Genomic DNA, 20,461 nt, shown 5'->3' on the forward strand with positions numbered 1-20,461 from the left:
ATCGTCGCAGTCGGGACCGACATGCGCAGGGCTCAGGCGGTCACCGGGTGGACGGCGTCGTAGGCCTCGCGGGCGGCGAGCACGTCGGCGGAGTGGTCCAGTGTCCAGCGTTCGAGGGCCTGCAGGGGGCCGAGCACGTCGTGACCGGCGGCGGTGAGCGCGTACTCGACGCGCGGCGGGACCTCGGCGTGCACGGTGCGCTGCACGAGGCCGTCCCGCTCGAGGCCGCGCAGCGTCTGGGTGAGCATCTTCTGCGAGACGCCGTCGACGCGCTGCGCCAACGCGGAGAAGCGCTGCGGGCCGTCGGCCAGCGCGCCGACGACGAGGACGGTCCACCGGTCGGCGACACGGTCGAGGACCGTGCGGCTCGGGCAGGCCTTGAGGTACGGGTCGAACGGGATCTCGGTCACGGTGCATCCTCCTTGCGGACCACGATCCTACGTCCTAGAGTCTCCGATGGAAACCTACTCTCCATTGGAGAGTGACATGCCAGCAGAGAGCGAGAGAGTCATGGCACGCATCACCGTCATCGGGGGCACCGGCTACGCCGGGGAGCACATCGTCCGCGAGGCCGCCCAGCGCGGTCACGAGGTCACCTCGCTGAGCCGGTCCGAGCCCACCGAGCCCGTCGACGGCGTGCGGTACACCACCGGCTCCGTCCTGGACGAGGCGACCGTGGACAGCGCCGCGCAGGGGGCCGACGTCGTCGTCGCGACCGTCTCCCCGCGCGGCGACATGGCCGGCCAGGTCCGCCCCGCCTACGCCCGGCTCGCGGACCGCGCCGCGGCGCACGGGGTGCGCCTCGCCGTCGTCGGCGGCGCCGGGTCCCTGAAGGTCAGCGAGGACGGCCCGCGCGTCGTCGACGGCCCCGACTTCCCGGACGCGTTCAAGGCCGAGGCGCTGGAGTTCACCGACATCCTCGCCGACCTGCAGGACGCCCCCGAGGGCCTCGACTGGTTCTACCTCAGCCCGCCGGCCGTCTTCGGCTCCTACGCCCCCGGCGAGAAGACCGGCACGTACCGCACCGGCGGTGACGTGCTCCTGGCCGACGACGAGGGCAGCTCGTTCATCTCGGGCGCCGACTTCGCGACCGCGCTGGTCGACGAGCTGGAGAACCCGACGCACCGCCGTCGGCGGTTCACCGTCGCGAGCTGACACCTGGCACGACGCGGCCCGCCCCTCGCCGAACGGTCGAGGGACGGGCCGTCGTCGTCCCGGTGGGGTCGCCGTCGCGGTCGCTCAGGCGGCCGCGGGGAACGGCACGCCGGTCGTGGCGTGGCAGCGGTAGCCGTGCGGGTTCTTCGCGTCGGACAGGTACTGCTGGTGGTAGTCCTCCGCGTAGAAGAACGGGCCCGCCTCGGCGGCCGGGCGCAGCTCGGTGGTGATCGGGTCGTAGCCCTTCGCGGCCAGCACCTCGCCGTAGCGCTCGGCCGTGGACCGCGCGGCCTCGGCCTGCTCCGGCGTCGTCCAGTAGATGCCGGAGCGGTACTGGGTGCCGACGTCGTTGCCCTGGCGGAAGCCCTGGGTCGGGTCGTGCCGCTCCCAGAAGATCCGCAGCAGCTCCTCCTCGGACACCTGCGCCGGGTCGTAGGCGACCATCGCTGTCTCGGTGTGCCCGGTCCGCGCGGTGCAGACCTCCTCGTAGGTGGGGTTCGGCGTCGTGCCGCCCATGTAGCCGACGGCGGTGCTCACGACCCCGGGGACCTGCCAGTAGATCTCCTCGGCGCCCCAGAAGCAGCCCATGGCGAGGTACAGCACGCGGGTGCCGGGCTCCCAGGGGCCGACGATCGAGGTGCCGAGCACGGTGTGCGGACGGGGAGCGGGCAGCACCGGCCCCTCCCGGCCCGGCAGGGCGTCCTCCGGCGCGACCATCGTCGTCTTGCCGCCGCCGAACAGGTTCTCGAAGATCATCGTTCCTCCTGACTGGGACGGGTCTCTCCGTCCGAGGGTGCCAACGCGGCGCGGGCCGGTGGTGTTCCTCGGCCGGGCCGAGCGCCCGGGTCAGTCGAGGTCGCGTACCGCGCGGGCCTCGACGTCGGCGAGCACCTCGTCGGCGACCTCGGGACTGACGAGCCCCTCGTTGCGCGCCCGGACGCACACGTCCCGCTCGATCTCGACGGCGTCGCGCAGCAGTGCGTCGACCTGCTCGTCGTAGCGGTCGTCGCCGTCCCCTTGGGCCCGGGCCCGCGACAGCGCCCGCTGGGCGGTGAGGTACCCCTCGTACTGCTGGGCGACGGCCTCGCGGACCGGGACCGGGACGTCGGTCCGGACCCGCACGGCCTCCAGCGCCGCCACCGTCGCCTCCTCGCGCAGCCGGGCGATCTCGGCGGTCCCGTCGCCGGCCCGCCCGACGCCCAGCCACCGCACCACCGGTGCGAGCGTCAGCCCCTGCAGTACCAAGGTCGCCAGCACCACCATCAGCCCGACGAACACGACGGTGTCGCGCAGCGGGAAGTCGTCCCCGGAGGCGACCACGTGCGGCAGGGCGAGCGCCGAGGCGACGGAGACGACGCCGCGCATCCCGGCCCACGAGACGACGGTCGTCTCCCGCCGGGTGAACGCCCCGATGCCCGCCACCTCGGGCGGTGCGCCCTGCTGGCGGGCGCGCGAGGCCATCCCGCGTCCCAGCCACCACAGCGCCGGGAACATCCAGACGAACCGGAGCGCGACGAGCACCGCGACGACGCCGAGCGCCAGCGGGAGCGCGGTCCGCTCCACCGGGCTGCCGTCCAGCACCGACGTCAGCTCGAAGCCGATGAGCACGAACACGACCCCGGTGATCAGGTAGTCCGCGTACTCCCACACCGCCCGGCCGAGCAGCCAGCCGCCGGACGTCACCGACGCGTGCGACACCGACCGCAGCACGAGGCCGAGGGTGAGCACCGCCAGCACGCCGGAGCCGAGCCACTCCTCGGCCAGCAGGTAGGCGGCGAACGGCAGGGCGATCGTCACGGTGGTCTCCGCGGCGGGCACGTGCAGCCGCCCGAGCACCACGTGGCCCAGCCAGCCCGCGGCCAGGCCCACGGCGACCCCGACGACGACGGCGAGCAGCAGGTCGAGCCCGACCTCCCCGGCCGTGACCGACCCGGCCACCACCGCGGCGACGGCCACGTGGTAGATCACCAGCGCGGTGGCGTCGTTGAACATCCCCTCGCCCTCGAGCACGGTGACGACCCGGCCGGGCAGCCGCAGCCGGCGGGCCACGGCCGTCGCCGCCACCGGGTCGGGCGGGGCCACGATCGCCCCGAGCACCCAGGCGACCGCCCACGGTGCGCCCGCGGCGTGCGCGACGACGGCGACCAGTCCCGCCGAGGCGATGGTCAGCCCGACGGCGGTCAGCAGGATGGGCCGCGACTGGCTGCGGAACTCCCGCACCGTCGAGCGCTGCGTGGCGGCGAACAGCAGCGGTGGCAGCACCACCGGCAGGATGATCTCGGGGGAGAGGCGCAGGGCGGGCACGGCCGGGAACAGCGGCAGCGCGATGCCGAACAGCGTCAGCAGCACCGGCAGGGGGACGCGGACGCGGTCCGCGAGCGGGGTCAGCACCACCACCCCGGCGACGATGACTCCCCACAGGGCGACCGACGACATGTGACGTCTCCCGGGGACGGCGGTGAGGGACGAGGCAAGTCTGCCCGTGACGGGCCCTCGGCGCACCCGCCGGACGCCCGGGACGCCGGGCGCCCCGATAGCCTGCTGACCATGGCGACGGAGCCCACCGACCCCTTGATCCTGTCGGACGCGTCCGCGTGGCGCGCCTGGTTGGACGACCACGAGGACACGGCGACCGACGGCGTCTGGGTCGTGCTCGCCCGCAAGGGCCGGCGGGGGCCCACCGGCCTGACCCGCGACCTGGCGCTCGAGGAGGCCCTGTGCAGCGGCTGGATCGACGCCCAGAGCCGCCGTCGCGACGAGGACACCTCCCTGCAGCGCTACTGCCCGCGCCGACGGCGCAGCGCCTGGTCGGTGCGCAACCGCGAGATCGCCGACCGGCTCGTCGCCGAGGGCCGCATGCGCCCCCGCGGGCAGGCCGAGATCGACCGCGCGCACCAGGACGGCCGGTGGGACGCCGCCTACGGGGGAGCCGTCACGATCGAGGTCCCCGCCGTGCTGGCCGACGCGCTGGCCGCCAGCCCGCGGGCCGCCGTGGCGTGGGAGCGGCTGAGCGCGCAGAACCGCTCGACCATCCTGCACCGCCTGTCCACGGCGCGGCGCGAGGAGACCCGGGCACGCCACGCCGCACGCTTCGTGGCGATGCTCGAACGGGGCGAGACGCCCCACCCGCAACGGCGCAGCGTGCTCCCGGACGACTGACCGTTCCCCGCGCGCGATCGTCGGGCATTCCGGTCATGACCGGCCTAGGGTGGGGCCGTGACCAGCCCGGCAGGACCCGAGAGTCGAGACGGCGACGCCGTCCCCGCCAGCGTGCGTGCCGCGGCCGCGTGGTCCTGGAGGCTGCTGCTGATCGCCGCGGGGGTCGCCGGGGTCGTCTGGTTGCTCGGCCAGCTGAAGACGATCGCCGTGCCGGTCGCCGTGGCCCTGCTCGTGACGATCCTGCTCCGGCCGATGCGGCGGATGCTCGAGAACGCCGGTGTCCCGCGTGGTGCGGCGACGGCGCTGTCGCTGGTCGCCCTGATCGTCTTCGTCGCGGGCCTGGTCACGCTGGCCGGCTCCCAGATCGTCGCCGGGTTCCAGGACCTGTGGGACCAGGCGGTCCAGGGGTTCCAGGAGTTCGTCGACTGGTTGTCGGAGGGCCCGCTCGGCCTCGACGCCCAGCAGCTCTCGAACTACACGAACCAGCTGCAGGACCTGGTGGCCAGCCAGAGCTCGAACCTCATCACCGGGGCGCTCGGCGCCGCGAGCACCGTGGGCCACGTCCTGGTGGGCATCATCATCGCGATCTTCTGCACGATCTTCTTCCTCCAGGACGGCCGGAACATCTGGACCTGGGTGGTCAACCTGCTCCCGCTGCCCGCGCGCGAGAAGGTGCACCAGGCCGGACGCCGCGGCATGGTCACGCTCTCCTCCTACGTGCGCACCCAGATCCTCGTCGCCCTGGTCGACGGCGTCGGCATCGGGATCGGCGCGGCGTTCTTCGTGCCGTCCCTCGCGCTGCCGATCGGCATCCTGGTCTTCGTGGGCTCGTTCGTGCCCATCCTCGGAGCCATCGTCACCGGGGCGATCGCCACCGCCGTCGTGCTCGTGGCCCAGGGCTGGGTGGCCGCGCTGATCATGCTGGGCATCGTGCTGCTCGTGCAGCAGCTCGAGAGCCACATCCTGCAGCCCCTGCTCATGGGTCACGCGGTCTCCCTGCACCCGGTCGCGGTCGTGCTCGTCGTCGCCGCCGGCAGCCTCGCGGCCGGGCTCATCGGTGCGCTGTTCGCGGTGCCGCTCGCCGCCGTGCTCAACACGGTCGTGCAGTACCTGCACGGCCACGACAAGTTCCCCGAGCTCGGCACCGCCGACCACGTCCCGCTGCTGCGCAAGCAGGCCTTCGCCGACCTGCCCGGGACGCTGCTGTGGTCGAACCGCGGCGGCCGCGAGGACGACGCACCGCAGGACGGCCCCGTCGACCCGGGCGGTTCCGGCGCCACGGGTCGCCGCGGCCCGTCGACGTGACCGAGGACATCGTGGACCGGGGCCTCCGCGTCGCATACTGGGGCACGTGAACTCACCGACACCCCTGGACCGAGTGACCCTCGCCGACGTCGAGGCAGCCGCCGAGCTGCTCCACGGGGTCGTGACCCGTACCCCGGTGCATCCCTTCCGGGCGCTGACCCAGCTCGCCGGCGCCGACGTCGTCCTCAAGTGCGAGAACCTGCAACGCGCCGGATCCTTCAAGATCCGCGGCGCCTACACCCGACTCAGCCGGCTCACCCCCGAGGAGCAGCGCGCCGGCGTGGTCGCGGCCTCGGCCGGCAACCACGCCCAGGGCGTCGCGCTCGCGGCCGAGAAGCTGGGCATCCCGGCCGTTGTCTACATGCCCGTCGGCGCCTCCGTCCCCAAGCTCGAGGCGACCCGCGGCTACGGCGCCGAGGTGCGCCAGCTCGGCAACAGCGTCGACGAGGCGCTGTCCGCGGCCCGCGCGGAGGCCGCCCGCACCGGCAAGGTCCTCATCCACCCCTTCGACCACCCCGACGTCGTCGCCGGCCAGGGCACCGTGGCCCTGGAGATCCTGGAGCAGGTGCCCGACGTCGGCACCGTCGTCGTGCCGCTCGGCGGCGGCGGCCTCGTGGCCGGGATCGCCACCGTGCTGGCCGAGGTCGCGCCCCACGTGAAGGTCGTCGGCGTGCAGGCCGCCTCGGCTGCGGCCTACCCGGCCTCCCTGGCGGCCGGACGTCCGATCGCCGGAGACCTGGAGTCGACGATGGCCGACGGCATCGCCGTGGGCATGCCGGGCGACGTGCCCTTCGAGGTGCTGCACCGCCTGGGGGTCGAGGTCCGGACGGTCACCGAGGCGGAGATGTCGCGGGCGCTCCTGCTCGTGGCCGAGCGCGGCAAGCTCGTCGTCGAGCCGGCCGCCGCGGCCGCCGTCGCGGCCGTGTCCGCGTCCCCGGGCGCCTTCACCGGCACCGTGGTGCCGGTGCTCTCCGGCGGGAACATCGACCCGCTGCTGCTGCAGCGCGTGGTCCAGCACGGTCTCGTGGCGGCCGGCCGCTACCTGCAGATCTCGGTGCGGCTGTCCGACGAGCCGGGGGCGCTGGCCTCGCTGCTGGACACGGTGGCCGCCGCCGAGGGGAACATCGTGCGCGTCGACCACCGGCGCACCGACACCACGCTGGAGGTCTCCGAGGTGCTGGTGACCCTGCAGCTCGAGACCACCGGTCCCGAGCACTGCGCGGCGGTGCTGGACCGGCTGCGGCGGGACGGCTACCAGGTCACCTGACGGCTTCGGACACCCCGCAACGAGATCGACCCTCGTGGTTCGAGATCGACTCACCATGAGTCGATCTCGAACCACGAGGGTCGATCTCGTCGTGCGGAGCTCAGCCGGCGGCGGGCTGGGACTCCGGCTCGGTGATCAGCGGGTACACGCCGTTCTCGTCGTGGACCTCGCGGCCGGTGACCGGCGGGTTGAACACGCACACGCACGTGATGTCGGTCTTCGGCCGCACCTTGTGCTTGTCGTGGTCGTTGAGCAGGTACAGCGTGCCCGGCTTGAGCTCGTGCACCTCACCCGTGGCGAGGTCCTCGATCTCACCCTCGCCCGAGGTGATGAACACGGCCTCGTAGTGGTTCGCGTACCAGAAGTAGTTGTCGGTCCCCGCGTACAGCGTGGTCTCGTGGACGGAGAAGCCGACACCCTCCTTGGCGAGGATGATGCGCTTGGAACGCCAGTTCTCGGTCTTGATGTCGGCGTCGGTGTCGGTGATCTCGTCGAGCGTGCGAACGAGCATGGAGCCTCCTCGAGGTATGGGTCGGTGGTCGGGTCAGCGTGCCGTCGAGCGGCTCAGGAACCCAGAGCGGCCGTGATGGCCTCGTCCAGGATCGCCAGACCCTGACGCAGCTCGTCCTCGGTGATGGTCAGCGGCGGCAGCAGCTTGACGACCTCGTCCTCGGGACCGGAGGTCTCCACGAGCATGTGACGCTCGAACGCGCCGGTGGTCACCTTGTCGGCCGTCTCGCCGTCGGGGAACTGCAGACCGCGGGCCAGGCCCCGACCCTTGCTGACCAGGTCGAGCTTCGGGTAGCGCGCCACGATCTCGTTGAAGAAGCCCTCGATGATGGCGCCCTTGGCCAGGGTCTCCTTCTCGAGGGTGTCGTCCGACCAGTAGGTGCGGATGGCCTCGGACGCCGTGGCGAAGGCCGGGGCGAAGCCGCGGAACGTGCCGTTGTGCTCGCCGGGCTCGAAGATGTCGAGCTCGGGGCGCACCAGCGTGATGGCCAGCGGCAGGCCGTAGCCGGAGATCGACTTCGACAGGCAGATCATGTCCGGGTAGATCCCGGCCTCCTCGAAGGAGAAGAACCCGCCGGTGCGGCCGCAGCCCATCTGGATGTCGTCCAGGATGAGCAGGATCTCGTGGCGCTTGCACAGGTCGGACAGCGCGCGCAGCCACTCGGCGCGGGCCGCGTTGATGCCGCCCTCGCCCTGCACCGACTCGACGATGATCGCCGCCGGCTCGTTCAGACCGCTGCCGGCGTCCTGGAGCAGACGCTCCAGGTAGGCGAAGTCGTCCTCGGCGCCGGCGAGGTAGTCGTCGTAGGGCATCGGCGTCGCGTGGACCAGCGGGATGCCCGCGCCGCCGCGCTTCATGGAGTTGCCCGTCACCGACAGCGCGCCCAGCGTCATGCCGTGGAACGCGTTGGTGAAGTTGATGATGGACTCGCGGCCGGTCACCTTGCGGGCCAGCTTCAGGGCCGCCTCGACGGAGTTGGCGCCACCCGGGCCGGGGAAGATGACCTTGTGGTCCAGACCGCGCGGCTCGAGGATGTGCGAGCGGAAGGTCTCGAGGAACTCGCGACGTGCGGTCGTGAACATGTCCAGCGAGTGGACCATGCGGTCGTCGGCGAGGTAGTCGATCAGGACCTTCTTCAGTACGGGGTTGTTGTGCCCGTAGTTGAGCGAGCCGGCGCCCGCGAAGAAGTCCAGGTAGGCCGTGCCGTCTTCGGCAAAGACCGTCGCGCCGGTCGCGCGGTCGAACACCACAGGCCAGGCACGGGAGTAGCTGCGGACCTCGGACTCGAGGGCAGAGAAACCCGTGGGGTCGTCGTGGGAGGACGCGTCGGGGGTCGGTGCGGACAGGGTTGTCACGGAGGACACTCCTTCGATGGTGCGCGCCGGTGCGGAGAAAGAAAGGGAAGGACTGCGTCGTCACCTGCGCGCCGAACCGGCGCAGTCCGAGGTCTTGCGTCTTAGCGGATGCCGTCGATCACCAGCAGGGGCTCGGCCTCGTGGCCGTCCGGGAAGTGGTGCGCCTCGAACCCGGTGACCTCGTCGAGGGTCGCTCCGCGCTGCTCGGCCCACCGCTGGAAGACGCGGCGGGAGGACGTGTTGTCCTCGGTCACGGTGGTCACCAGGGAGCTCACCTCCGGCTGGTCGTCGATCACGGCGTCGATGAGTCGGCCGGCGAGGCGGTGGCCCCGGGCGCGCTCGTCGACGGCGACCTGCCACAGGAAGTAGCGGGTCGGGTCCGCCGGCAGCCGGTAGCCGGTCACGAAACCGACGACGTCGTCGCCCATGAGGGCGATCCGGCACGTGTCGGCGAAGTGGTCGGCCAGCAGCAGATAGGCGTACGAGGAGTTGAGATCGAGCGAGCCGGAGTCGCGGGCGACGCGCCACATGGCGGCGCCGTCGGAGACATCCGGTCGACGGATCGTGAGGGTTGCATCGGGCGCCCCTGACACCGAGTCGGCGGTCGTGGGGGCGTTCGGACCTGTCTCTGGGATCGTCATACCGTACTCAACCATAGACACATCACCGGCAAAATCTCACGCCCGTCCGTCGGGACCACGGCGGTCGAACCGGAGGTCAGCGCGCGACTGCGCTGGTCCGGGCTGCGCCGGGCGGACATGTGTGGATACGGTGAGAGGTTCCGCGGGCGGTGGCGACGGGGCCCTGCGGCGCCGTCGCCACCCGCCGTTCGCGGGCGCCTCAGCCGGAGAACGGCTTGGCGGACGTGACCTTGACCGGGATGTCCCGCCCGTTGGGGGCGGTGTAGCTCACCTCGTCGCCGACCTTCTTGCCGTCGATCGCGGCGCCGAGGGGCGAGGTGGGGGAGTACACGTCCAGGTCGGTGGTGCCGGCGATCTCGCGGGAGCCGAGCAGGAACGTCATCTCGTCCCCGGCGACCTCCGCGGTCACGACCATGCCGGCCTCGACGGTGCCGTCGTCGGCCGGACGGCCGACGGCGACGTGCCGCAGCTTCTCGGTGAGCTCGCGGATCCGGGCCTCGTTCTTCGCCTGCTCCTCGCGCGCGGCGTGGTACCCGCCGTTCTCCTTGAGGTCGCCCTCGTCACGGGCGGCGGCGATACGCTCGGCGATAGCGGTCCGGGCAGGTCCGGAGAGGTGTTCCAGCTCCGCCGTCAACCGGTCGTGAGCTTCCTGGGTGAGCCAGGTGACGTTGCTCTCGGTCACGTGGACTCTCCTTTCTGGTGCTCGTCGGTGCCCGGCGCGCGCCGCGCGTTCGTCCGGCCGACGGGCGTCGGCACGCGCGTCGGCTCGTGCTGGACTACGTGTGAATAGGTCAGGATACCGGACGCCGGCGTCCGCGCGGCAGTCCCCCCGGGGGCGTCAGGGGCGTCACGGCGCGGTCGGGGTGCACCCGGCGACGACGGCCGACGTCGCCTCCTGGGAGGTGCCGACCGTGACCTCGTAGGCGCTGGTCCGGGTCTGCGCCGGGCCGACCGGGACGTCCAGCGTGCCGACCTGGGCATAGCTGGGCGCCAGCGCCTCGATCGTGCACGTCGCCGTCGTCCCCACCGGCATGTGCACCTGGAACGTGACCTCGATCTCCTCGGGGCCGAGGACGTCGAACGACACCATGTCGTGGGCGACCGGGTCGTCGGCCTGCCGCAGCGTCGCGAACCAGGCCGTGCCGGCGACCGCCGCCGTCAGTGCCGCCGCGATCGCCGCCTTCGCGCCCCGTCCCAACGGCCCGCCCCGGCGGGCCGAGCCGCCGGCGGGTCCGGCGGTGCCGTACCGGTCGGCGGGGGCGGCGGGATGCTGCGTCTGGCTCATGACACCATTGTCCCTGACGACTGCGGACATCCCGCACCACCCTGGGAGGACTCTTGACCGGCGAGCCACTGCGCCTGATGGCCGTGCACGCACACCCCGACGACGAGTCGAGCAAGGGGGCCGCCACCACGGCCCGCTATGCCGCCGAGGGCGTGGAGGTGCTGATCGTCACGTGCACCGGCGGCGAGCGCGGCGACGTGCTCAACCCGTCGTTCGAGGTGCCGGCGGGGCACGAGTTTGAGACGGTCGAGGGCCGCCTGGCCGTGCGACGCCTGGAGATGGCGGCCGCCGCCGAGGCGCTGGGCGTGCGTCAGCACTGGCTGGGGTTCGTCGACTCCGGCCTGCCCGAGGGCGACCCGAAGCCGCCGCTCCCGGAGGGCTGCTTCGCCCTCGTGCCGCTGGAGGAGGCCTCGGCGCCGCTGGTGGAGCTCGTCCGCGAGTTCCGCCCGCACGTCATGACGACCTACGACCCCACGGGCGGCTATCCCCACCCGGACCACATCAAGTGCCACGAGGTGGCGTTCGAGGCCTACCACGCGGCCGGTGACGCGAGCCGGTACGTCGTCGACGGCGGCGCGGACGCCTGGACGCCCTCGAAGCTCTACTACAACCACGGCTTCTCCCTGGACCGGCTGCGCGCCGTGCACGAGGCGATGGAGGGCGCCGGGCTGGAGTCGCCGTTCGGCGACTGGATCGAGTCCCGGGCCGCGCGCGAGATCCCGGAGCGGGAGGTGACCACGCGCATCGAGGTGGCCCCGTACTTCGCCCGTCGCGACGCCGCGCTGACCGCGCACGCCTCGCAGATCGACCCCGACGGGTTCTTCTTCGCCGTCCCCCGCGACATCGAGGCGGACGTGTGGTCCACCGAGGAGTTCGAGCTCGCGGACTCCCGCGTGCCGGTCAGCACGCCGGAGGACGACCTCTTCGCCGGCGTGCGGACGGGGTCCTGATGCCGACGGCGCTGCTCGCGCGGGTCGCGGCGGACGTCGCACCGGCCCCGTCGCCCAGCCCGACGGCGCGGGTGCTGGAGGACTGGGAGGTCACCCCGGGTCTGGAGGGCTTCCTCGCGACCTTCGCGATCGCCGTCGCCGCCGTCCTGCTGTTCCTGTCGCTCAGCCGCCACCTGCGCAAGGCCGACAACTACGCGCGCGAGCACGGCATCGAGATCCCGGAGCGGCGCAGCATCGGCGTCCGGCGCGACGCGACCGGCGACGGCGGGCCCTCCGGGGCCACGCCGACCTCGCCCGACGTCGCTCCGGGCCCGCCGGCCGACGGGCCCGCCGAGGAGGGGCAGCAGGTCGCCGGCACGCCGGACGCTGGGTCTCCCGACGACGGTCGGGAGCCGCGATGACGGCGCGCGTCACGGTCGCCCAGGTCACGATCGCCGACGACCACGAGGCCAACCGGTATCTCGTCGTCGACGCGTTCGCCCAGGCCGCGAAACTCTCGGCGGACCTGCTGGTCCTGCCGGAGTACGCCTCCGGCTACCACCGCTCGGGTGTCGGGATCGAGCACGCCGAGGACCTCGACGGCCCGTTCGTGAGCCTGCTGCGCGAGCAGGCGGCGGCCACCGGCGTCGCCGCGATCGCCGGCGTCACGCTGCCCGGTGACGACCCCGGGCCCGACGACGGGCCCCGCAAGGGCGTCAACGCCGTGGTCGCGGTCGACGGTGCCGGCGAGCTGGTCGGCGTCTACCGCAAGGTGCACCTGTACGACGCCTTCGGCACCCGGGAGTCCGACCGGCTGCAGGCGGGGCCCGTGGACGCCGAGCCGCTCACGATCCGCGTCGGCGACCTGACGTTCGGCGTCATCACCTGCTACGACCTGCGGTTCCCGGAGTCGGCGCGGCGCGTGGTCGACGCCGGGGCGGACGTGCTCGTGGTGCCCGCCGCCTGGGTGGCCGGCCCGCTGAAGGCCGAGCACTGGCGCACCCTGCTCACCGCCCGCGCGATCGAGAACACGGTCGTGACCATCGGCGTCGGCATGGCGGGCAAGGGCGTCACGGGCCGCTCCACGCTCGTGGGGCCGGACGGCGTCGTCGGCCTCGAGATGGACGACAAGCCGCAGTACCGCACGGTCGACCTCGACGCCGAGGAGCTGACGAAGGCCCGTGAGGCCAACCCCTCCCTGGTGAACCGGCGGTACACCGTCGTCCCCCGCGAGGCCTGAGCGCTCGGTCGCGGACGGACGGTGGGGAGACGGGCCCTCGGCAGGGTCGCGTTCACGGTCGCTGCGCGACCTGCACTTCGCGATCGACGACCCGCCGAGGGCCCGTCTCCCCACCGTCCCGCACGGCCGCCCGGGCGTCCCTGACGCCGCCGCCGGGATCAGGCGGCCAGCGAGGCCAGGTAGATCGCCACGGTGTGGCAGGCGAAACCGATCACCGTCAGCACGTGGAAGATCTCGTGGAAGCCGAACCAGCGCGGCGAGGGGTCGGGGTACTTGGTGCCGTAGACGACCGCGCCGAGGGTGTAGGCCAGGCCGCCGCCGGCGACGAGCCAGACCACGGCGGGTCCGCCCGTGGCGCCGAACTGGCCGAGATAGGCCACCGCGACCCATCCGAGGGCGACGTAGACCGGCACGTACAGCCAGCGCGGCGCGTTCATCCACAGCACGCGTGCGAGGAGACCGGCGACGGCGCCGCTCCACACGATGGTGAGCAGGATCGTCGCCGAGCGCTGGTCCAGGAGCGCGACGGCCAGCGGGGTGTAGGTGCCCGCGATGATGAGGAAGATGTTGGCGTGGTCCATCCGGCGCAGCACGGCCTCGACCCGCGGCGACCAGGTGCCGCGGTGGTACACGGCGCTCGTGCCGAACAGCATCAGGGCGCTGAGGCCGAAGATCGCGGCCGCGACCTTGCCGGCCACGGGTTCGGCCAGGACGACGAGCACGATGCTGGCGGCCAGGGCGAGCGGCGTGGTCACGGCGTGGATCCACCCGCGCAGCTTCGGCTTGAGCCGCCGGGCCTGTGCGGTGGCGCCCACCGCGACGGTCTGCACGACGCCGGAGACGGTCTCGCGCGCGCCGTGAGCGGCGTCGCGGGCGGCGTCCTTGGCCGCCGAGCCGACGTCGGCAGCGTCGGGGACGGCGACGTGCCGCCGTTCGTGCGGCGCGGTTCCGGTCACGTGTCCTCCTTGCTGGGCCGACAACCTACGGTTCCGTAGGTTACGCCAGCGTAAGGTACCGGCGCCAGGATCCGGCCGGGAGTCTGTGAAGATCGTGCGACAACTCCGCGCCCCCTGCCCCGTCGGGGCCGGTCCGGGGCGTTCGTCGACGTCGGGCGGCGGTACCGTTGACCCGATTCGTCCGCCCGAGCACCCGTGAGGACCTGCGTGCGCCTGCCCCATCCGCTGTACAGCCTGTACGAGCGTCGGCTCGCGGCCTCGCTGCCGTCCGCGCAGATGCCTCGGCACGTCGGGGTCATCCTCGACGGCAACCGCCGCTGGGCCAAGTCGTTCGGCGAGACCGCCGCCACCGGGCACCGTCGCGGCGCAGACAAGATCACCGAGTTCCTGGGCTGGGCCGAGGAGCTCGGCATCGAGGTCGTCACCCTGTGGATGCTGTCCACGGACAACCTCGCCCGCTCCGACGACGAGCTGGCCGACCTGCTCGACATCATCTCCGACGCCGTGCGCGACCTGGCCGAGTCGGGGCGGTGGCGCCTGCGGATCGTGGGCCGGCTGGACCTGCTCCCCGAGCGTCTGGTGGGCACGCTGCGCGAGGCCGCGGCCGCGACCGCGGACGTCGAGGGGCTGCACGTCAACGTCGCCGTCGGGTACGGGGGGCGGCACGAGATCGCCGACGCCGTGCGGTCCTACCTGCGCGCCGAGGAGGCGCGCGGCACCACGCTGACCGAGCTGGCGGAGCGGCTCGACGTCGAGGACATCGCCGCCCACCTGTACACCAAGGGCCAGCCCGATCCCGAGCTGGTGATCCGCACCTCCGGCGAGCTGCGGGTGGGTGGGTTCCTCATGTGGCAGAGCGCGCACAGCGAGCTGTCGTTCTGCGAGGCCTACTGGCCCGACTTCCGCCGGGTGGATTTCCTGCGTGCGCTGCGCGACTTCTCGCGTCGTGAGCGCAGACTGGGTCGGTGACGAGAGGCCCCGGCGCCGGTGCCGGGACAGGAAGGCGGACACGATGACCACGCAGCCGGTTCCCGGGTCGGCGCGACGCGCCGCGACGACCTGGGAGGCGTTGTTCCGCGCCCAGGTCACGCTGATGCGCCGGTTCCAGGCCGACGACGTCTGGGTCGAGCTGTCCATCCGTGAGTACGACGTGCTGTTCACGCTGTCCCGCGCGGAAGGCGGCAGGATGCGCCTGCGCGACCTCAACGAGAACGTGCTGCTGGCCCAGTCGTCGCTGTCGCGGATGGTCGAGCGGCTGGAGGACCGGGGTCTGGTGACCCGGGCACCGGCACCGGACGACGCGCGCGGCACGCTGGTGGGGCTCACCGACGCCGGGAGCCGGCTGCAGCGACAGGTCGGACGCCGGCACGTGCGCGCGATGGGCCAGTACGTGGGCCGTGCTCTCGACGACGACGAGCAGGCCGAGCTCGTGCGCCTGCTGACCAAGCTGCGTGCGGCCCAGGCCGAGATCCCGGACTGGGCCCCGCACGATTGACCGGGGCCGATATCCTCGGCGCGTGACATCGACGCCGACCGCCGCCCCGTCCCCGACCGCCGAGCCGCCGCACGTCGTCCTCGTCCCCGACTCGTTCAAGGGCAGCCTGGACGCGACCGAGGTCGCCGCCGCCCTGCGGGAGGGTGTTCTGGCGGCCGCACCGGACGCCCGCGTCACGTCGCTCGCGATGGCCGACGGCGGGGAGGGCACGCTGGACGCCCTCGTCGCGTCCTGGCAGTCGGCGGTGCACACCGTCGAGACCGTCGACGCCATCGGCCGCCCCACCACCGCCCGCTGGACCGTGTCGCCCGACGGCGGTGCCGGGGTCGTCGAGCTGGCGGAGGCCAGCGGACTGCCGGGCGTGAGCGACGAGCCGCTGCAGCCCCTGCACGCGGGCACGCGCGGGACCGGTGACGTCGCCGCGGCCGTGCTGGACGCCGGGGTGAGCGAGGTGCTCGTCTGCCTCGGCGGATCGGCCTCGACGGACGGCGGTGCGGGCATCCTCTCCGGGCTCGGCGCCCGGATGCTCGACGCCGACGGCCAGGTGGTCCCCGACGGCGGCGAGGGGTTGGCCCGCGTCACCTCGATCGACCTGTCGGGGTTGCACCCCCGAGCGCGCGAGGTGCGCTGGCGCCTGGCCGTGGACGTCACCAACCCCTTGCTCGGCGAGCTCGGGGCGGCCGCGGTCTTCTCCCCGCAGAAGGGCGCCGGTCCGGGAGAGGTCGCGTTCCTCGACGAGGCGCTGACCCGGTGGGCCAACCTGCTCGAGCGCGAGACCAGCGTCCGTGTGCACGAGCTGCCCGGCGCCGGGGCCGCCGGGGGAGTGCCGGCCGGTCTCGCCGCCGTCCTCGGCGCCGAGCTGGAGCCGGGGGCGCTGCTCGTGGCCGAGGCGGTCGGGCTGCCCGCCGTGCTCGCGGACGCCGCCCTCGTCCTCACCGGCGAGGGCTCGTTCGACTCGCAGTCCGTGCGCGGCAAGGTGGCCGACGGCGTGGCGCGCCTGGCCGCCGCGTCCCCGGCCCGGCCGCCCGTGGTCGTCGTGGCCGGGCAGGTGCTGCTGCCGGCGGAGCAGACCCGTGCGGCCGGCATCACCGCGGCCTTCTCCATCGCCCCGGGACCGATCGGCCTCGACGAGCTGATCCCCCGGACGGCGACGCGTCTGGCGGAGGTCGCGGCGTCGGCGACGAACCTGCTGCTCGCGGGGCGCCGGCGGGGCTGACGCCGCGGCGGCGGCGCGCGGCACGGCCGGTGCCGGGGAGCATGCTCCGGCACCGGCCGTGCCGTGGTCCCGGACGGGCGATCAGCCGCCGGCCTCGATCGTGTGCGGGTGCGAGCTGTGCTCCACCTCGATCCGGCGCGGCTTGGCCTCCTCGGCCACGGGGATCGTCAGCGTGAGCACGCCGTCGGCGTAGGCCGCCGTGATGTGGTCGAGCGCCAGCCCGCGCCCGAGCGTGATCTGCCGTGCGACGGTGCCCGCCGGGCGCTCGCGCAGCAGCCACTGACCCTCGGCGGAGCGTGCGGTCCGCTCGGCCCGGACGGTCAGGGTGCGGTCCTCGACCGAGACGTCGATGCTCCCGGGGTCGATCCCGGGAAGGTCGGCGGCCAGGACGAAGTGGTCGTCCTCGCGGAACAGGTCCATCGGCATCGCCGAGGCGTTCCGCGTGGTGAGAGGGATCGAACCGAAGAGTCGGTCCATCTCCTGGAACGGGTCCCAGTACGTAGCCATCGCGCATCACCTCCTCGACGAGGCCGCGCCCGCGGCCTCGGCCCGCGACGGGTGCGCCGGTCCGTCCGGCGTCACCTGGCTACACCCCCAGAATTAGCACTCTCGGTCCACGAGTGCCAGATCTGCCGCGTTCGCTCTCGGTGAACGGCCGGGTCACGGCTCGACGTCGTCGTGCAGCACGACGCGGGACAGCTCGACGCCGCCCCCGGGCAGCACCCAGTAGTGCAGCCGTCGCGCCTGCGGTGCGCTGACCTGCAGCGACAGGCGCATGGCCTGGGCGCCGTCCGACTCGCGCACCCGGTACGGGTCGCCGCCGCCGTCGCCCTGGCGCAGGCGGTGCAGCTCGTAGCCGGCGATGTCCTGGGCCCGGCCGACGAGCACCATGACGATCGCGCGGTGCACCTTCTCCTCGAGGCCGCGGCCGGTCGTGGCCAGCGAGTCGCAGAACTGCGGGCCGACCGCGAAGTCGGGCAGCGGGTAGTCGGCCTTCTCGGTGGCGCCGACCACCTGGGCCCACGTGCCGTAGACGTCGTGGCGGAGCTGGTCGACCGGGTCCGTGAACAGTCGGTCGGAGGTCGGCGCCGGTGCCGGGTCGCCGCCACGCTGCTTGCGCGCGGACCGGATCCTGGCCTTGTACCGCTCGACGTCCCGGTAGAGCCGGTCCAGGTGGTCACGCTGCTCGCGGGCGAGGTCGCGCAGCCCGGCCACCTCCACCTCCAGGGCCTTGACGGAGGCGCGCAGCTCGATCGCCTCCCGTTCGGCGAGGTCGGCCCGGGCGCGCTGCTCGTGGACGGACAGCTCGAGCTGGTTGACCAGCGTCTTGCGGTCCGTCGACGGGTCCGGCGCGGCGTCCGGCGGTTCCGACGCCTCGGGCGCCGGGGCCGGGGTGCGCCCCGGGGGCGGCACCGCCCGGCGCGGTCCGGGGCCCGGCTTGGGGCCCGGGCTCGTCCTCTCGGCCGGTGCCGGCCGCTGCGGGGCGGGCGTGGGGGCGGACGACGGACGGTGCCGGTCCAGCAGGGCCGGGGTGGGTGCCGGGCCCGACGGCGCCGAGTCGGCCGAGAGCTCGTCGTCCGGGACGACGGCGGGAGCCGGGAGCCAGGGCGGGCCGCCGTCGAGCAGGTTGATCGCGGGCCGCACGCCGCCGGCGTCGTCCACGTCGTCGAGCCGCAGGGACGGGTGGCGGTGGCCGCCCTCGGGGCCCGGGACCGGGCGGGCGGCCTGCATCCGGGCCGCGACCACCTCGCCCACGGTGAACAGGTCGCGCAGGTCGTCGTCGCCCCGGCTCGCGTGCTCGCGCCGCACGCGCACGGTGACCGCCGGGGCGAGGGCGACCGTGACCTCGTCGGCGTCCACGCGGTGCACCTGGGCCGGCACGACCGCTCCGGCCGGGTAGCCCGACAGCACCCGGGACGTCTGCTCGAGGGCGTCGGGCAGCATGTCCCGGACGTCCAGGCGGCGCGTGTCGACGTCCAGCACGCCGTGGACGCGCATCCCCGGGGCCAGGAGGCGGTCGATCGGCACGATCGGCAGCGTCAGCTCCTGGGCGACCTGCGCCGTCGTGCCGTCGGCGGTCTGCACCAGCGCCCGGGTGCCCACCAGGCCCAGCACCGTGCCCGTCGTCGTGGCCGGCGTCGGGGGCAGCAGGTCCAGGCCGACCAGCCCCGCGCGGGTGGCGGCGGCCAGGGCGTCCTGCACGAGCCGGTCGTGCACCCGCGTGCCCTCGGCGTCGTCGTAGGCGATCCACAGCGGCGACCGGGCGACGTCGTGCACCCACCCGACGCCGACGGGGTAGACCCGCGAGGCGCCCCCGTAGACCTGGGTGGCGTCCGGCATCCCGTGGGAGAAGGCCCACGACGGGTCGCCGGTGTGGATCACGACGACCTCGGCCAGGCCGCGCACGTCGTCCAGCACGCGGTCCGGGTCGACGTACGGACGGCCGCGGTCGCGCGGGGTGGAGACGACCACGACGGGCCAGGCGCGGTCGGGGTGCTGCAGGCGGGCGGCGAGCTCCTCGGCCTGCGCCGTCGTGCGCACCTGGCCGACCTCGGCGGGCGGCCGGGGCCGCGCCGTCCGGCCCGGTGCGGGAGCGGTGCGCGTGCTCGTCACAGGGCCTCCTCGCTCACGGTCCGGACCGGGTCCGTCGAGAGTACCCGCGCCACCGCACTTCGGCGCGACGTCGAAGGTGACGCCGTGTCGGTTCCATCTCACGCGGTCCCCGGGCCCGATCCGGTGCCCGCACACCGGTGGTCGGTGGATGATGGGTCCATGTCGACGACCCACCGGCCGACCTCTGACGTCACCCCGTACGACGCGCTGCTGCTCTTCTCCTTCGGCGGTCCGAACAAGCCGGAGGACGTGGTCCCGTTCCTCCGCAACGTGACCGCCGGCAAGGGCATCCCCGACTCCCGCCTCGAGGAGGTCGGCGAGCACTACTACGCGTTCGGCGGCAAGAGCCCGATCAACGGCCAGAACCTCGCCCTCAAGGCCGCGATCGAGGCCGAGCTCGCCCAGCGCGGCATCGAGCTGCCGGTCGTGTGGGGCAACCGCAACTGGGAGCCGTACACCGACGACGCCGTCACCGAGCTCGAGAACCTGGGGGCCGAGCGCGCCGTCGCGCTCGTGACCTCCGCCTACTCCAGCTACTCCGGCTGCCGCCAGTACCGCGAGGACCTGGCCGTGACGCTGCAGCAGCGCGGCCAGCTCGACGAGCACGGCTCGACGGGCGTCCAGTTCGACAAGGTGCGTTCGTACTTCAACCACCCGGGGTTCGTGCAGGCCAACGTCGAGGCCGTGCTCGACGGCTACGCCGCGCTGGAGGAGAAGGGCGGGTCGCCCGCGGACGCGACGCTGGTGTTCGTCACGCACTCCATCCCCGACACGATGGAGGCCGCCTCGCGCATCTCGCAGGCCACCTACTCCGCCCAGCACCTCGACGTCGCGGCGGTCATCGCCGAGCGGGTCGCCGAGGCGCGCGGGCACGAGGTGCCGTGGGAGCTGTCGTACTGCTCGCGCTCCGGCCCGCCGACCCAGCCCTGGCTGGAGCCCGACGTCAACGACCTGCTCACGGAGCGGGCCGGCGAGGGGCTGCGCGACGTCGTCATGGCGCCGATCGGGTTCATCTCCGACCACATGGAGGTCGCCTACGACCTGGACACCGAGGCCATGGAGACCGCGACCGAGCTCGGGATGACGGCTGTGCGCGCCGGCACCGTGGGCACCCGGCCCGCCTTCGTGGCCGGGCTGGTGGACCTGCTGCTGGAGCGGGCGGCCCTCGCCCGCGGCGAGGACGTCGACCAGGCGACCGTCGGGACCCTGCCCCCGTTCCGGTCCGTGTGCGAGGTCGACTGCTGCCTGCGTCGTGACGGCGAGCCGAGCGGCGTCCCGGCGCTGTGCTCCCGCGACGTCACCCGCTGAGCGACCGAAGGACCCTGGAGGAACAC

At 73.5% G+C, this 20,461-nt stretch carries 22 protein-coding genes; 11 read left to right on the plus strand and 11 right to left on the minus strand.

Annotation, left to right across the window (positions count from 1 at the left end; translation table 11 throughout):
* Positions 1 to 32 precede the first annotated feature (32 nt).
* On the minus strand, positions 33 to 410 hold the full coding sequence (locus V5O49_RS04985) for a winged helix-turn-helix transcriptional regulator (RefSeq protein WP_278235209.1): 378 nt from the start codon (positions 408 to 410) through the stop codon (positions 33 to 35).
* 100 nt (positions 411 to 510) lie between these two features.
* Between V5O49_RS04985 and V5O49_RS04990 the strand changes: the two genes are divergently transcribed.
* On the plus strand, positions 511 to 1,155 hold the full coding sequence (locus V5O49_RS04990) for an NAD(P)-dependent oxidoreductase (RefSeq protein ID WP_278235208.1): 645 nt from the start codon (positions 511 to 513) through the stop codon (positions 1,153 to 1,155).
* Positions 1,156 to 1,239: 84 nt separating this feature from the next.
* Here V5O49_RS04990 and msrA read toward each other — a convergent pair whose 3' ends face one another.
* Positions 1,240 to 1,911: a peptide-methionine (S)-S-oxide reductase MsrA gene (gene msrA, locus V5O49_RS04995; protein ID WP_332901263.1), complete on the minus strand. Its 672-nt coding sequence runs from the start codon at positions 1,909 to 1,911 to the stop codon at positions 1,240 to 1,242.
* Positions 1,912 to 2,001: 90 nt separating this feature from the next.
* Positions 2,002 to 3,591 (minus strand): Na+/H+ antiporter, encoded by a 1,590-nt coding sequence (locus V5O49_RS05000; RefSeq protein WP_332901264.1) that lies wholly within the window; start codon positions 3,589 to 3,591, stop codon positions 2,002 to 2,004.
* Positions 3,592 to 3,702: 111 nt separating this feature from the next.
* Here V5O49_RS05000 and V5O49_RS05005 point away from each other — a divergent pair, with 111 nt between their 5' ends.
* The 3 genes from V5O49_RS05005 to ilvA are packed head-to-tail and all read left to right on the plus strand — an operon-like array spanning position 3,703 to position 6,886.
* Complete coding sequence (locus V5O49_RS05005; RefSeq protein WP_332901265.1) at positions 3,703 to 4,314, plus strand: YdeI/OmpD-associated family protein; 612 nt, start codon at positions 3,703 to 3,705, stop codon at positions 4,312 to 4,314.
* Between the two features lie 57 nt (positions 4,315 to 4,371).
* Positions 4,372 to 5,619 carry an AI-2E family transporter gene (locus tag V5O49_RS05010; protein ID WP_332901266.1) on the plus strand — a complete coding sequence of 416 codons (1,248 nt, stop codon included), beginning with the start codon at positions 4,372 to 4,374 and terminating at the stop codon, positions 5,617 to 5,619.
* A gap of 46 nt (positions 5,620 to 5,665) precedes the next feature.
* On the plus strand, positions 5,666 to 6,886 hold the full coding sequence (gene ilvA / locus V5O49_RS05015; protein WP_332901267.1) for a threonine ammonia-lyase: 1,221 nt from the start codon (positions 5,666 to 5,668) through the stop codon (positions 6,884 to 6,886).
* Between the two features lie 100 nt (positions 6,887 to 6,986).
* On the opposite strand, the gene V5O49_RS05020 is transcribed toward ilvA, so the two are convergent.
* The 5 genes from V5O49_RS05020 to V5O49_RS05040 form a co-directional block, all read right to left on the minus strand.
* Positions 6,987 to 7,397: an ectoine synthase gene (locus tag V5O49_RS05020; protein ID WP_278235202.1), complete on the minus strand. Its 411-nt coding sequence runs from the start codon at positions 7,395 to 7,397 to the stop codon at positions 6,987 to 6,989.
* A 53-nt stretch (positions 7,398 to 7,450) separates the two neighbouring features.
* Positions 7,451 to 8,752 (minus strand): diaminobutyrate--2-oxoglutarate transaminase, encoded by a 1,302-nt coding sequence (gene ectB / locus V5O49_RS05025; RefSeq protein WP_405001139.1) that lies wholly within the window; start codon positions 8,750 to 8,752, stop codon positions 7,451 to 7,453.
* A gap of 101 nt (positions 8,753 to 8,853) precedes the next feature.
* Positions 8,854 to 9,408, minus strand: a complete 555-nt coding sequence (ectA, locus tag V5O49_RS05030; protein ID WP_332901268.1) for a diaminobutyrate acetyltransferase — start codon at positions 9,406 to 9,408, stop codon at positions 8,854 to 8,856.
* Positions 9,409 to 9,592: 184 nt separating this feature from the next.
* Positions 9,593 to 10,075 (minus strand): transcription elongation factor GreA, encoded by a 483-nt coding sequence (gene greA, locus V5O49_RS05035; RefSeq protein ID WP_278235200.1) that lies wholly within the window; start codon positions 10,073 to 10,075, stop codon positions 9,593 to 9,595.
* Between the two features lie 165 nt (positions 10,076 to 10,240).
* Positions 10,241 to 10,678, minus strand: a complete 438-nt coding sequence (locus V5O49_RS05040; RefSeq protein WP_332901269.1) for a DUF4307 domain-containing protein — start codon at positions 10,676 to 10,678, stop codon at positions 10,241 to 10,243.
* A 77-nt stretch (positions 10,679 to 10,755) separates the two neighbouring features.
* Here V5O49_RS05040 and mca point away from each other — a divergent pair, with 77 nt between their 5' ends.
* From mca to V5O49_RS05055, 3 genes are read left to right on the plus strand one after another with little or no spacing between them, the layout of a single operon-like run.
* Positions 10,756 to 11,628 carry a mycothiol conjugate amidase Mca gene (gene mca, locus V5O49_RS05045; protein WP_332901270.1) on the plus strand — a complete coding sequence of 291 codons (873 nt, stop codon included), beginning with the start codon at positions 10,756 to 10,758 and terminating at the stop codon, positions 11,626 to 11,628.
* On the plus strand, positions 11,628 to 12,029 hold the full coding sequence (locus tag V5O49_RS05050; protein WP_332901271.1) for a hypothetical protein: 402 nt from the start codon (positions 11,628 to 11,630) through the stop codon (positions 12,027 to 12,029). The genes mca and V5O49_RS05050 overlap by 1 nt, the downstream gene beginning before the upstream one ends.
* Complete coding sequence (locus tag V5O49_RS05055) at positions 12,026 to 12,847, plus strand: nitrilase-related carbon-nitrogen hydrolase (protein WP_332901272.1); 822 nt, start codon at positions 12,026 to 12,028, stop codon at positions 12,845 to 12,847. Before V5O49_RS05050 ends, V5O49_RS05055 begins: the two co-directional genes overlap by 4 nt.
* A gap of 158 nt (positions 12,848 to 13,005) precedes the next feature.
* Here the strand turns inward: V5O49_RS05055 and trhA are convergent, their stop codons facing one another.
* Positions 13,006 to 13,677 carry a PAQR family membrane homeostasis protein TrhA gene (trhA, locus tag V5O49_RS05060; protein ID WP_332901336.1) on the minus strand — a complete coding sequence of 224 codons (672 nt, stop codon included), beginning with the start codon at positions 13,675 to 13,677 and terminating at the stop codon, positions 13,006 to 13,008.
* 333 nt (positions 13,678 to 14,010) lie between these two features.
* On the opposite strand from trhA, the gene V5O49_RS05065 reads away from it, so the two are divergent.
* Genes V5O49_RS05065 through V5O49_RS05075 form a run of 3 tightly spaced genes read left to right on the plus strand, consistent with a single transcriptional unit; the run spans position 14,011 to position 16,514 of the window.
* Positions 14,011 to 14,772: an isoprenyl transferase gene (locus V5O49_RS05065; protein WP_278235196.1), complete on the plus strand. Its 762-nt coding sequence runs from the start codon at positions 14,011 to 14,013 to the stop codon at positions 14,770 to 14,772.
* Positions 14,773 to 14,815: 43 nt separating this feature from the next.
* On the plus strand, positions 14,816 to 15,298 hold the full coding sequence (locus tag V5O49_RS05070; protein WP_332901273.1) for a MarR family winged helix-turn-helix transcriptional regulator: 483 nt from the start codon (positions 14,816 to 14,818) through the stop codon (positions 15,296 to 15,298).
* Between the two features lie 22 nt (positions 15,299 to 15,320).
* A complete protein-coding gene (locus V5O49_RS05075) occupies positions 15,321 to 16,514 on the plus strand; it encodes a glycerate kinase (protein WP_332901274.1) in 1,194 nt (397 codons plus the stop codon).
* Between the two features lie 81 nt (positions 16,515 to 16,595).
* Here the strand turns inward: V5O49_RS05075 and V5O49_RS05080 are convergent, their stop codons facing one another.
* Entirely contained in the window at positions 16,596 to 17,021 is a 426-nt protein-coding gene (locus V5O49_RS05080; protein ID WP_278235193.1) for an Hsp20/alpha crystallin family protein, read from the minus strand.
* A 153-nt stretch (positions 17,022 to 17,174) separates the two neighbouring features.
* Positions 17,175 to 19,127: a hypothetical protein gene (locus tag V5O49_RS05085; RefSeq protein WP_332901275.1), complete on the minus strand. Its 1,953-nt coding sequence runs from the start codon at positions 19,125 to 19,127 to the stop codon at positions 17,175 to 17,177.
* A 159-nt stretch (positions 19,128 to 19,286) separates the two neighbouring features.
* Between V5O49_RS05085 and V5O49_RS05090 the strand changes: the two genes are divergently transcribed.
* Positions 19,287 to 20,435: a ferrochelatase gene (locus tag V5O49_RS05090; RefSeq protein ID WP_332901276.1), complete on the plus strand. Its 1,149-nt coding sequence runs from the start codon at positions 19,287 to 19,289 to the stop codon at positions 20,433 to 20,435.
* Positions 20,436 to 20,461 lie beyond the last annotated feature (26 nt).

Origin of the sequence: Isoptericola haloaureus (genome assembly GCF_036689775.1) — a bacterium.
Classification (GTDB): domain Bacteria; phylum Actinomycetota; class Actinomycetes; order Actinomycetales; family Cellulomonadaceae; genus Isoptericola; species Isoptericola haloaureus.

Excerpts from the sequence above, each read along its gene's own strand:
- V5O49_RS05005 (WP_332901265.1), top strand. The coding sequence starts at position 3,703 with ATGGCGACGGAGCCCACCGACCCCTTGATCCTGTCGGACGCGTCCGCG.
- V5O49_RS05055 (WP_332901272.1), top strand. The coding sequence starts at position 12,026 with ATGACGGCGCGCGTCACGGTCGCCCAGGTCACGATCGCCGACGACCAC.
- V5O49_RS04990 (WP_278235208.1), top strand. The coding sequence starts at position 511 with ATGGCACGCATCACCGTCATCGGGGGCACCGGCTACGCCGGGGAGCAC.
- V5O49_RS05000 (WP_332901264.1), bottom strand. The coding sequence starts at position 3,591 with ATGTCGTCGGTCGCCCTGTGGGGAGTCATCGTCGCCGGGGTGGTGGTG.
- msrA (WP_332901263.1), bottom strand. The coding sequence starts at position 1,911 with ATGATCTTCGAGAACCTGTTCGGCGGCGGCAAGACGACGATGGTCGCG.
- V5O49_RS05050 (WP_332901271.1), top strand. The coding sequence starts at position 11,628 with ATGCCGACGGCGCTGCTCGCGCGGGTCGCGGCGGACGTCGCACCGGCC.
- mca (WP_332901270.1), top strand. The coding sequence starts at position 10,756 with ATGGCCGTGCACGCACACCCCGACGACGAGTCGAGCAAGGGGGCCGCC.
- V5O49_RS05080 (WP_278235193.1), bottom strand. The coding sequence starts at position 17,021 with ATGGCTACGTACTGGGACCCGTTCCAGGAGATGGACCGACTCTTCGGT.
- V5O49_RS05070 (WP_332901273.1), top strand. The coding sequence starts at position 14,816 with ATGACCACGCAGCCGGTTCCCGGGTCGGCGCGACGCGCCGCGACGACC.
- V5O49_RS05040 (WP_332901269.1), bottom strand. The coding sequence starts at position 10,678 with ATGAGCCAGACGCAGCATCCCGCCGCCCCCGCCGACCGGTACGGCACC.
- V5O49_RS05020 (WP_278235202.1), bottom strand. The coding sequence starts at position 7,397 with ATGCTCGTTCGCACGCTCGACGAGATCACCGACACCGACGCCGACATC.
- V5O49_RS05090 (WP_332901276.1), top strand. The coding sequence starts at position 19,287 with ATGTCGACGACCCACCGGCCGACCTCTGACGTCACCCCGTACGACGCG.
- ectA (WP_332901268.1), bottom strand. The coding sequence starts at position 9,408 with ATGGTTGAGTACGGTATGACGATCCCAGAGACAGGTCCGAACGCCCCC.